Raw genomic sequence first — 10,591 nt, forward strand, 5'->3', positions numbered from 1 at the left:
GCACCTCGGGCCGTTCCATCAGCAGCTCGTGCCGCGCGCCCGGATACTCGGCCAGCTCCGCCCCCGGCCAACGGGCGACGCGGTCGCGGACCGCTGCCGGGGCGACGATCCCCTCGGCCCCGCCCAGCCCGAAGAGCGCTGGCAGATCGGGCGAGGGCAGCGCCGCCAGCGCCGCAATCTCGGCCAGCGCCGCGGCCATCCAGCGCAGCGAGGGGCCGCCGAGCGAGAGCCGCGGATCGCCGAGGATCTGCGCCTTCATCCGCTCGAACTGGGCGGGATCGGTGGTGAGGTTGTTGGTCTCGAACGCCATCGAGGGCAGGCCGAACCCGGCGCCGGTGGTCGGCGCATAGCCCCGGTCGGCGCGAAACGGCCGGGCCAGCGCCGCGAGCCAGCCCAGCGCCCTTAGCTTGCCCGGCTCCTGCGCCAGGCCCAGCATCGGCGCGCTGAACGCCACGGCCGTGCAGGGCAGCCTCCGCATCAACCCGCGCAGGGCGATGCAGCCGCCCATCGAATGGGCGAGCCAGGGCATCGGGCCCGGCGCCTCGCCCTCGGCGACGGCCAGCACCGCATCGAGGTCGCGCTGGAATTCGGCGAAATCGCCGACATGGCCGCGCAGGGGATCGGCCAGGGCCCGGTCCGACAGCCCCTGCCCGCGCCAGTCCACGACCAGCGCGCCCCAGCCGGCGGCGGCAAGGTCGCGCACCACCAGCCCGTATTTCTCGATGACTTCGGTGCGCCCGGGCAGGACCAGAACCACCTTGTCGCCGGGCCAGTGGGCAACCCGGATCCGCACGCCGTCCGCCGTCCGCAGCCAGACGGCGCGCCCCGTGTCGGGCGCGCCGCAATCGGCCAGCGGCGCGGATTCGGGCGCGCCCGACACCTTAGCCAAGGACCGAGGCGAGCTTCATCGCCTGACCCATCGAGCCGTCGATCTTCAGCTTGCCCTGCATGAAGGCCATGGTCGGGTTCACGTCGCCCTCCATCAGCCCCTGAAAGGTCTCGGCCGAGGCGGTCAGCGTGACGTCGGTCTCCTCGTCGCCCGCGCGGACCCCTGCCTGGTCGAGGACGATGGCGCCCTCGCCCTCGATGACGAATTTCGCCGAGCCGTCGAAGCTGGGCACGCGGGCGGCCAGCACGTCGACCGCCTTCTGGATGATGTCGCTCATGGTTTTGTCCTGATCGTGATGGAAACGGGCGCGCGCCCCGCAACCGGCCCTCTCGCCTTTCGCCCGGCACGCGCTATGCTGGGCAGTATGAAGCAGGCCCGTGCGTTCCTCAATCCTGTCGTGGCGGCAACGTTGACGTTCGCGTCACTTTGCATCGGCCCGGCGGTATTTCCCCTTCCCGCGCAGGCGCAGGAGGCCGATGTCGAGTTGCTGCTCGACCAATTGGCGGACCCCGCGCAAGATCGCTGGATGCGGATCGAGCGGCAGATCCTCAACGCCTGGGGGCAATCGGGCTCGGCCAGCGTCGATTACCTGTTCCAGCGGGGCGAGGCGGCGCTTCAGGCAGGTCAGGCGGCCGAGGCCATCGACCATTTCAGCGCCGTCCTCGATTACGCGCCGGATTTTGCCGAAGCCTGGAATGGCCGCGCCACCGCCTATTTCCTGGCCAACCGGATCGGTCAGTCGCTGGCCGATATCGAGCAGGTCCTGCGCTTGAACCCCCGGCATTTCGGGGCTTTGGCGGGGCTTGGCATCATCCTTGAACAGCTGGAGCGGCACGAGGAGGCGCTGGAGGCCTATCGCGCCTCGCTCGCCATCCATCCCCACCAGCAACAGGTCATCGATTCGGTGCAACGGCTTGAGCTTGCCTCGGCCGGGCAGTCGCTTTAGGTCCGGTCGGTAAGCGCACGATCGCGCGGCAGGCGAGCAGATGAACAGCAAAAGCCGCGTCACGGCGGTCCTTGGCCCCACCAACACCGGCAAGACCCATTACGCCATCGAGCGGATGCTGGCGCATCGCACCGGCGTCATCGGCCTGCCTTTGCGCCTGCTGGCCCGCGAGGTCTATGACCGGATCGTCGCGCTGCGCGGCCCTTCCGTCGTGGCGCTGGTGACGGGCGAGGAGCGGATCGTGCCCGAGCGGACCCAGTATTGGGTCTGCACGACCGAGGCCATGCCGCTGGAGATCGGCGCCGATTTCATCGCCATCGACGAGATCCAGCTCTGCGCCGATCCCGACCGCGGCCATGTCTTCACCGAGCGGCTGCTGCATGCGCGGGGGCTGGTCGAGACGCTGTTCCTGGGCTCGGACACGATGCGCCCGGCGATTGCCGCGCTCGTGCCCGGCGTCACTTTCGTGCGGCGCGAGCGGCTTTCGGTGCTGTCCTACGCCGGATCGAAAAAGATCGCCCGGATGCCCGCGCGCTCGGCCATCGTCGCCTTCAGCGTGGAAAACGTCTATGCCATCGCCGAGCTGATCCGCCGTCAGAAGGGCGGCTGCGCCATTGTCATGGGCGCGCTGTCCCCCCGCACGCGCAACGCGCAGGTGGCGCTCTATCAGAACGGCGATGTGGATTATCTGGTGGCGACGGATGCCATCGGGATGGGGCTGAACCTCGACATCCGGCATGTGGCTTTCGCGGGCACGTCGAAATTCGACGGGCGACGGATGCGGATGCTGAACCCCGACGAGCTGGCGCAGATCGCGGGCCGCGCCGGCCGGCACACGGCCGAGGGCACCTTCGGCGTGACCGGCGAGGCGCGGCCCTTGGCGCCCGATGTGGTCGAGGCGATCGAGAACCACCAGTTCCTGCCGGTCCGCAAGCTGCAATGGCGCAACGCGCGGCTCGAATTCGGCACCGCCGAGCGGCTGATCGACTCGCTGGAGAAGCCGACGCGCGATGAATGGCTGACCCGGGTGCGCGAGGCGGATGATCTGGTGGCGCTGAAGGCCCTCTCGGCCGAGCCCGAGGTCCGGGCGCTTTTGCGGGATTCGCGCGACGTGCGGCTGTTGTGGGATGTCTGCCGAATCCCCGATTTCCGCGGCATCAGCCAGACCGAGCACACGACGCTTCTGTCGCGCCTTTACGGCTTTCTTCACGATGGCGGGCGTATCCCGACCGAGTGGCTGGCGACGGCGATCAAGCGCATCGACCGCACCGAGGGCGACATTGATACGCTTTCCCGCCGACTGGCCTTTATCCGCACCTGGACTTACGTTGCACAACGGGCGGGCTGGGTGGATGATGAAAGCCATTGGCGCGGGGAAACGCGCGCTGTAGAAGACCGCCTGTCGGATGCTCTGCACGAGCGTCTGACCGCAGCATTTGTCGACCGGCGCACCTCTGTGTTGCTGCGCCGGTTGAAACAGAAGGAGAGCCTTGTGGCCGAGGTGAATGACAAGGGCGAAGTGACGGTGGACGGGGAACTCCTCGGCCGTCTTGAGGGGTTCCGCTTCCGGCAGGACAAGACTGCCACCCCGGACGAGGCGAAGACCCTGCGGCAGGCCGCGGTGGCGGCGCTGGCGCCCGCGTTCAACCTGCGCGCCGACAGGTTCTACAACGCCCCCGATACCGAGATGGATTTCACCGAGCAGGGCGGCCTCATGTGGGGCTCCGAGGCGGTGGGCAAGCTCATTCCCGGCTCGGACCCGATGCGCCCGCAGGTGCAGGCCTTCGTCGATGACGAGGCCGGGGCCGACGTGGCCGAAAAGGTGCGCCGCCGTCTCCAGCATTTCATCGACCGCAAGGTGGCCGCGCTCTTCGAGCCGCTGACCAACCTGCAGCGCGATGAGACGCTGACCGGCCTCGCTCGTGGTTTCGCCTTCCGTCTGGTCGAGTCGCTGGGCGTGCTGCCGCGCGACGGCGTGGCGGACGAGGTGAAGGCGCTGGATCAGGAGGCCCGCGGCGCGCTGCGCAAGCACGGCGTGCGCTTCGGCCAGTTCACCATCTTCCTGCCGGCGCTGCTGAAACCCGCACCGACCCGCCTGCGGCTGGTGCTGTGGTCGCTGGCCCAGGGGCTGGACACCTTCCCCGAAAGCCCGCCGCCCGGGCTGGTGACGATCCCCAACATCGCCGACGTGCCGATGCAGCATTACACGCTGTCGGGCTATCGCCCGGCGGGCGCGCGCGCCATCCGCATCGACATGCTGGAACGGCTGGCCGACCTGCTGCGCACCCGCGACGCGCGGGCCGGCTTCGAGGCCGCGCCCGAGATGCTGTCGATCACCGGCATGACGCTGGAGCAATTCGCCGATCTGATGCAGGGGCTGGGCTACGGCGCCGAGAAGGGCGAGCGCGCCAAGGCGCGTCCCGCCGCCGCCTCGCTGGAAGCCAAGGCCGAGGACATCGCCGCCAAGGCGCAGGACGAGGCCGAACACGCCCATATCCTGACCGAGGAAGACGCGCCTGCCGCCGAGGGCGAAGCCGAAGCAACCGAGGCGACGGAGACCCCCGCCGCGGCCCCGGCCGAGGAGATGGAAGTCTTCTACACCTTCCGCTGGTCCCCCCGTCCCCGCCACGCGCGCCCCGAAGGGCAGCGCCGGGGTGGCGGTCCGCGCCGCGATGGCGCACCGCAGGGCGAGCGGGTCCAGGGCGAGCGTCCGCAGGGCGAGCGTCCGCAAGGCGAGCGTCCCCCGCGTGAGGCCCGCGACGGCGGCGCCCCGCGGGGCGAGCGTCCGCGCCGCGACGATCGCAAGGGCGGTGGTCAGGGCGACCGGCCGGAACGTGGCGACCGGCCGAAGGGCGGCAAGCCCCATGGCAAGCGCGACGACCGCGGCGGCAAGGGCCAGCAGCCCCGCAGCTTCACCTCGGGCCCCGAGAAGAAGCGCGACCGCATCGACCCCGACAACCCCTTCGCCGCGGCGCTGATGGGGCTGAAGGACAAGCAGTGACGACCCCTGAGCGGGACAAGGATACCGGCCCTTCGCCTCTTGGCGAGGGGCCGATCCGTTTGGACAAATGGCTCTGGCACGCGCGGTTCTTCAAGTCGCGCAGCCTGGCGGCGGCGGCCTGCGCGGGGCCGATGCGGCTGAATGGCCAGCCGGTGGCGAAACCGTCGCAACCGGTGCGGCCGGGCGATGTGCTGACCTTCGTGCAGGCCCGCGACGTACGGGTGGTCAAGGTGCTGGCCCCCGGCACCCGGCGCGGCCCGGCGACCGAAGCGCAGGCGCTTTATGAGGATCTGACCCCGGCCCGGTCAGACCCCGAGGCGGGCGTGCCGAAGCCCGAGGCGGGCGGCCGCCCCACCGGCCGCGACCGCCGCGCCTATGACGCGCTCAGGGGCGATGGCGGGGCGCAATGACGCGCCCGGGCGCAAAGCGCCTCGTGTCGGCTTGATTGATCGCACGAAGGGGGTTAAGTCCGCCCCCGGAAGACCCGTCACACCTCCGCGGAACCCACAGCGAGACCCGCCATGACCTATGTCGTGATCGACAACTGCATTGCCTGCAAATACACCGATTGTGTCGAGGTCTGCCCGGTCGACTGTTTCTACGAGGGTGAGAACTTCCTGGTGATCCACCCCGACGAATGCATTGATTGCGGCGTCTGCGAACCGGAATGCCCGGCCGACGCGATCCGCCCCGATACCGAGCCGGGCCTGGAAAGCTGGGTCGAGCTGAACCGCAAATATGCCGAGCTCTGGCCGGTCATCACCCAGCGCCGCGAGCCCCTGCCCGGGGCCTCGGAGCGCGACGGCGAGCCGGACAAGCTGAAGAAGTATTTCTCGGAGAATCCCGGCGAGGGCAGCTGACGCTGCGGCACCCCGCTCCGGGACCCCGACGCGCCTCTGGTGGCGCCATCACGTCACGCTGCCGTGCAGCGTAGGCGTGATTCCGGGCTTTGATTCGGCCGGAATTTGTGTTACAAGATTGCTACAACAATGACCTGCCCGGCATCCGCAGTGCTGCTCGCCTGTGCGATGTTTTTTTTCGGCTCCACAATCTGATCCACCGGGAAACATCGTTTCCCGTGGGGTTTTTGTCGCCGGAAGAACGGGCTCAACTCGAGGAAGCTGAAGCATGAGCAAAACCCGCAAGGCCGAATTCCGCCCCAACGAGTTCGTGGTCTATCCGGCGCATGGCGTCGGCCAGATCGTGTCCATCGAGGAGCGTGAGATCGCCGGGATGCAGCTCGAACTCTTCGTCATCTCGTTCGAAAAGGACAAGATGACCCTCCGTGTGCCGACCGAAAAGGCGACCGCGGTGGGCATGCGCTCGCTCTCGACCCCGGATGTGGTGGCCAAGGCGCTGGCGACGCTGAAGGGCAAGGCCCGCGTGAAGCGCGCCATGTGGTCGCGTCGCGCGCAGGAATATGAACAGAAGATCAACTCGGGCGACCTGCTGGCGATTGCCGAGGTGGTGCGCGACCTGCACCGCACCGACGACCAGCGCGAGCAGAGCTATTCCGAGCGTCAGCTCTATGAAGCGGCGCTGGAGCGTCTGACCCGCGAAGTCGCCGCCGTGTCGGGCCTTGATGAGGCGGGCGCCGCCAAGCAGGTCGACGAGGTTCTGGTCGCCCGCGCCGCCTGATTCCGCGCCTTTCCGACGATATTGCAACGCCTCGGCTTCGGCCGGGGCGTTTTCGTTTGGCGCGATGGGTGCGTTCGGGCCGATGCCAGATCTCGGCGCCCCGCGACAACCTTAACGCGATATTTTCCCTAACACCCGTTAAGGTTGTCAAATTCTTGCCGCAATTTGCGAGCAGCTTTGCAAAATGCTTACCATTATGCAAACGCTCACCCCCCGAGTCGCCGACGCCGCCCTGGCCTTCGTCGACATTCTGCCGGACGGAACAGGCATTGCCCTGGCGTGCTCCGGCCTGGCGCTCGTCGCTTTCGCCATGGCGAAGGCGAGGGCGTTGATCGAGACCCCGGCCGAGGAACCGGCCGCGACCCGCTATCTGGCGCGGCCGCTGCACGACCCGGCGGAATGCGACCTGCACTTCGACCTCGAGCGCGTGGCGATGGAGATCTATCCCGGCGCCCGCCTGCTGTCGCAGGTGTCGATGGCCGAGTTCCTGCGCCCCGAGGACGGCAGCCTCAGCCCGGCGCTGGAGCGGGAACGCGTCGACTTCCTGCTGGTCGATGCGCGGTTCCAGCCCTTCTGCGCGCTGGAATTCCTGCCGCTGCGCGACGCCGGGCACATGGCCGACGAACGTGCCGAACAGGCCCGCAACGAGACGCCCAAGCGCCAGGCGCTGCGTCAGGCCGGTGTGCCGCTGATCGAGGTGCCGTGGCATTACGACCGCGAGTTCCTGCGCGAGAAGCTCGACGTGCTGCCCAGTGTCGAGCCTCTGGGCGCCCCCGCCCCGCTGACCCCGCGCGCCCCGGCCCTCAGCCATCGTCCCCAGGCGATGCCGCTTCACGCCTGAACCACCGCCCTGGCCCCCTCGCAGCTCGCCGGTCCCCCCGGGGCCGGCGTTGCCTTTGGCCCCTGTCTGCGCAGGCTGCCCTTGCCAGCAAGCCCCTGCCTGGACTATAGCCTGCCCGACCACGAAGACCCGGAGCGCATCATGGCAGGCCATTCCAAATGGGCCAACATCCAGCATCGCAAGGGGCGGCAGGACGCCGCCCGTTCGAAGCTGTTCTCGAAGTTCTCGAAGGAAATCACCGTCGCCGCGAAGATGGGCGACCCTGACCCCGACAAGAACCCCCGCCTGCGCCTGGCGATCAAGGAAGCCAAATCGCAGTCGATGCCCAAGGACAACATCGAACGCGCGATCAAGAAGGCGACCGGCGGCGACGCGGATACCTATGAGGAAATCCGTTACGAGGGCTACGGCCCCGGCGGCGTGGCGGTGATCGTCGAGACGATGACCGACAACCGCAACCGCACCGCCTCGAACGTGCGCTCGATCTTCACCAAATACGGCGGCAACCTGGGCGAGACCGGCTCGGTCGGCTTCATGTTCGACCGCATGGGGCAGATCATCTATCCCGCCTCGGTCGGCGATGCCGATGCGGTGATGGAAGCCGCCATCGAAGCGGGCGCCGACGATGTGGAAAGCTCGGAAGACGGCCATGTGATCTGGTGCGCCTTCGAGGATATCGGCGAGGTCTCCTCGGCACTGGAAGCCGCGCTGGGCGAATCGGACTCGACCAAGATTGTCTGGAAGCCGCAGACCACGACCGAACTGGACCTCGACGGCATGCAGAAGCTGATGAAGCTGATCGACATGCTGGAAGACGACGATGACGTGCAAAACGTCACCGCCAATTTCGAAGCCTCGGACGAGGTGATGGCCGCGCTCTGAGCGCCAGGCCTTCAAGGATTGGAAAGGGGGGCAGCCGCCCCCCTTTTTTCTTGCGCCCTCAAGTCCGGGGCTGCGCCCGTTCGACCAGCCGGGCGAAGAAACTGGCGCCCACCGGGGCCACGGCATCGTTGAAATCCTATTTCGGGTGATGCAGCCCCGCCCCCTCGCCCTGCCCCAGGAAGAGATAGGCGCCCGGGCGCTTTTCCAGCATATAGGCGAAATCCTCGGCCCCCATGCTGGGCTCGCAATCGCCCGCCTCGGCGCCCACTTCGGCGGCGACGGCGAGGGCAAAGGCGGTCTCGGCCTCGGGGTTGATGGTCGCCGGATAGCCGCGGTCATAAGCGATCTCGGCGCTGACGCCCATCGCTGCGGCGACCCCCTCGACGATGGCCTTGCAGCGCGCCTCGGCCATGTCGCGCACCGCGGGCTCGTAGCTGCGGATCGTGGCGCAGAACCAGCCGCTTTCGGGGATGATGTTGTCGGCCGAGCCGGTGTGGATCTGGGTGACCGAGACGATCAGCGCATCCGTCCCCCGGCGGTTGCGGCTGACCACGGTCTGCAGCGCGCTCACCATCTGCACGATGGCGGCGACCGGGTCGATCGTGTCCTCGGGATGCGCGCCATGGCCGCCGCGGCCGGTGACGGTGACATACATCGTGTCGACCGCCGCCATCAGCGGCCCCGCGCGCCCCTCGAACCGGCCCAGCGCCACGCCCGGGGCGTTGTGCAGCGCATAGACCTGGCCGATGCCGAAACGCTCCAGGATCCCCTCCTGCACCATGACCTCGGCGCCGCCGCCCCATTCCTCGGCCGGCTGGAAGATCAGCGCCACGCGGCCGGTGAAATTCCGCGTCTCGGCCAGGTACTTCGCCGCCCCCAGCAGCATGGTCGTATGGCCGTCATGGCCGCAGGCATGCATCTTGCCGGGCACGGTCGAGGCATGGGGCGCGCCCGTCTCCTCGGTGATCGGCAGCGCGTCGATATCGGCGCGCAGGCCGATGGTCGGCCCCTCGCCCTGCCCCTCGATGATCGCGACGATCCCCGATTGGGCGATGCCCTCGTGCAGTTCATCGACGCCGAACTCGCGCAGGCGCTCGGCGATGAAGGCCGCGGTCTGGTGGCAGTCGAAGCGGGTTTCGGGGTGCTGGTGCAGATGGCGGCGCCATTCGGTCATCTGGGGCGCGTAATCGGCGATGCGGTTCAGGACGGGCATGTGGACTCCGGGGGCAGGCTGAGGGATAGAGGGGCCCAGCATCCGCGCTTCTTCGAGGGGTTTCAATGGCCGACGATCCGCTGATCCACGATCCCGAGGGCGGGCTGCCCCGTCTGGCCCGCATCATGGCCCGGCTCCGCGCGCCCGAGGGCGGCTGCCCCTGGGATCTGGAGCAGGATCTCGCCTCCATCGCCCCCTATACGATCGAAGAGGCCTATGAGGTCGCCGATGCCATCGCCCGGCAGGATTGGGACGGGCTGAAGGGCGAGCTGGGGGATCTCCTGTTCCAGTCGGTCTATCACGCGCAGATGGCCGAGGAGGCCGGGTATTTCACCCTCGACGAGGTGCTGCGCGGCATCGCCGACAAGATGGTCGCGCGCCACCCCCATGTCTTCGGCTCCGAGGTGATCGACAGCGCCGCGGCCCAGACCGAGGCCTGGGAGGCCCGCAAGGCCCGCGAGCGGGCCGCCAAGGCGCTGACCGGGGTGCTGGACGATGTGCCGGTCGGGCATGCCGGGCTGACGCGCGCGGTGAAGCTGCAAAACCGCGCGGCGCGGGTCGGGTTCGACTGGCCCGAGGTGGGCCAGGTCGTCGACAAGATCGCCGAGGAGGCGCGGGAACTGACCGAGGCCGCGCCCGAGGACCGTTTCGAGGAATACGGCGATCTGCTGTTCGTCATGGCCAATCTGGCGCGGCATCTCGACATCGACCCCGAAGCCGCGCTCCGCGCCGCCAACGACAAATTCACCCGCCGCTTCCGCGCCATCGAAGCCGCCCTCGCCGCCCAGGGCCGCCGCCCCGAGGACAGCGACCTGGCCGAGATGGACGCGCTCTGGGACGCGGCGAAAGCGGCCGAGAAGTCGCGCTGAGGGCGGGAGGAAGCGGGGGGCCTGGTCCGGCCGCGCCACGGGCGCGGCGTTCGCGGCTGAAACACGCCACTGGCGCGTTTCCGAGACGCCGCTCACCCCCGCCCCCCCCCGCTCAAGGGGGTTTTCCACCCCCTTGAGAAACCCCCGAGGATATTTGCAGCGCAAAGAAGGCGATTTAACGCCCTCTTAATCTTCATCTTTGCGCCCTAAATATCCTCGGGGGGTGAATTGGCCGTCAGGCCAAGAGGGGGGCAGAAGGCCCCCCTTCTTCGGCGCGGCACCGCCGCGCCGCTGGTCGCCCGAGGCGCCCGC

Annotated in this window: 10 protein-coding genes and 1 pseudogene; 8 read left to right on the forward strand and 3 right to left on the reverse strand. The window is 68.6% G+C overall.

What is annotated here, in order from left to right; all coding sequences use genetic code 11:
* Nucleotides 1–880, reverse strand: an 880-nt coding sequence (locus tag VDQ18_RS20915; RefSeq protein ID WP_323022818.1) for an alpha/beta hydrolase, incomplete at its 3' end; no start/stop codon positions are given.
* A 1-nt stretch (nt 881) separates the two neighbouring features.
* On the reverse strand, nt 882–1,166 hold the full coding sequence (locus tag VDQ18_RS20920) for an SCP2 sterol-binding domain-containing protein (RefSeq protein ID WP_323022810.1): 285 nt from the start codon (nt 1,164–1,166) through the stop codon (nt 882–884).
* 75 nt (nt 1,167–1,241) lie between these two features.
* Here VDQ18_RS20920 and VDQ18_RS20925 point away from each other — a divergent pair, with 75 nt between their 5' ends.
* The 7 genes from VDQ18_RS20925 (at nt 1,242) to VDQ18_RS20955 (ending at nt 8,197) form a co-directional block, all read left to right on the forward strand.
* A complete protein-coding gene (locus VDQ18_RS20925) occupies nt 1,242–1,835 on the forward strand; it encodes a tetratricopeptide repeat protein (protein WP_323022811.1) in 594 nt (197 codons plus the stop codon).
* Nucleotides 1,836–1,875: 40 nt separating this feature from the next.
* The gene (locus tag VDQ18_RS20930; RefSeq protein ID WP_323022812.1) at nt 1,876–4,836 is read left to right on the forward strand and encodes a helicase-related protein; all 2,961 of its coding nucleotides are present in this window, start codon (nt 1,876–1,878) and stop codon (nt 4,834–4,836) included.
* Nucleotides 4,833–5,246, forward strand: a complete 414-nt coding sequence (locus VDQ18_RS20935; protein ID WP_323022813.1) for an RNA-binding S4 domain-containing protein — start codon at nt 4,833–4,835, stop codon at nt 5,244–5,246. The genes VDQ18_RS20930 and VDQ18_RS20935 overlap by 4 nt, the downstream gene beginning before the upstream one ends.
* Nucleotides 5,247–5,357: 111 nt before the next feature.
* Nucleotides 5,358–5,696, forward strand: coding sequence for a ferredoxin FdxA (gene fdxA, locus VDQ18_RS20940; protein ID WP_323022814.1), 339 nt, complete (start codon nt 5,358–5,360; stop codon nt 5,694–5,696).
* A 268-nt stretch (nt 5,697–5,964) separates the two neighbouring features.
* Nucleotides 5,965–6,474, forward strand: a complete 510-nt coding sequence (locus VDQ18_RS20945) for a CarD family transcriptional regulator (protein ID WP_107751717.1) — start codon at nt 5,965–5,967, stop codon at nt 6,472–6,474.
* 196 nt (nt 6,475–6,670) lie between these two features.
* Nucleotides 6,671–7,315, forward strand: a complete 645-nt coding sequence (locus VDQ18_RS20950) for a DUF2726 domain-containing protein (protein WP_323022815.1) — start codon at nt 6,671–6,673, stop codon at nt 7,313–7,315.
* A gap of 141 nt (nt 7,316–7,456) precedes the next feature.
* On the forward strand, nt 7,457–8,197 hold the full coding sequence (locus VDQ18_RS20955) for a YebC/PmpR family DNA-binding transcriptional regulator (RefSeq protein ID WP_323022816.1): 741 nt from the start codon (nt 7,457–7,459) through the stop codon (nt 8,195–8,197).
* A 58-nt stretch (nt 8,198–8,255) separates the two neighbouring features.
* On the opposite strand, the pseudogene VDQ18_RS20960 reads toward VDQ18_RS20955, so the two are convergent.
* A pseudogene (locus tag VDQ18_RS20960) lies at nt 8,256–9,410 on the reverse strand (M20 aminoacylase family protein).
* A gap of 65 nt (nt 9,411–9,475) precedes the next feature.
* Here VDQ18_RS20960 and mazG point away from each other — a divergent pair.
* A complete protein-coding gene (gene mazG / locus VDQ18_RS20965) occupies nt 9,476–10,279 on the forward strand; it encodes a nucleoside triphosphate pyrophosphohydrolase (RefSeq protein WP_323022817.1) in 804 nt (267 codons plus the stop codon).
* Nucleotides 10,280–10,591 lie beyond the last annotated feature (312 nt).

This window comes from Pararhodobacter sp., from assembly GCF_034676075.1.
Taxonomy (GTDB): Bacteria; Pseudomonadota; Alphaproteobacteria; order Rhodobacterales; family Rhodobacteraceae; genus Pararhodobacter.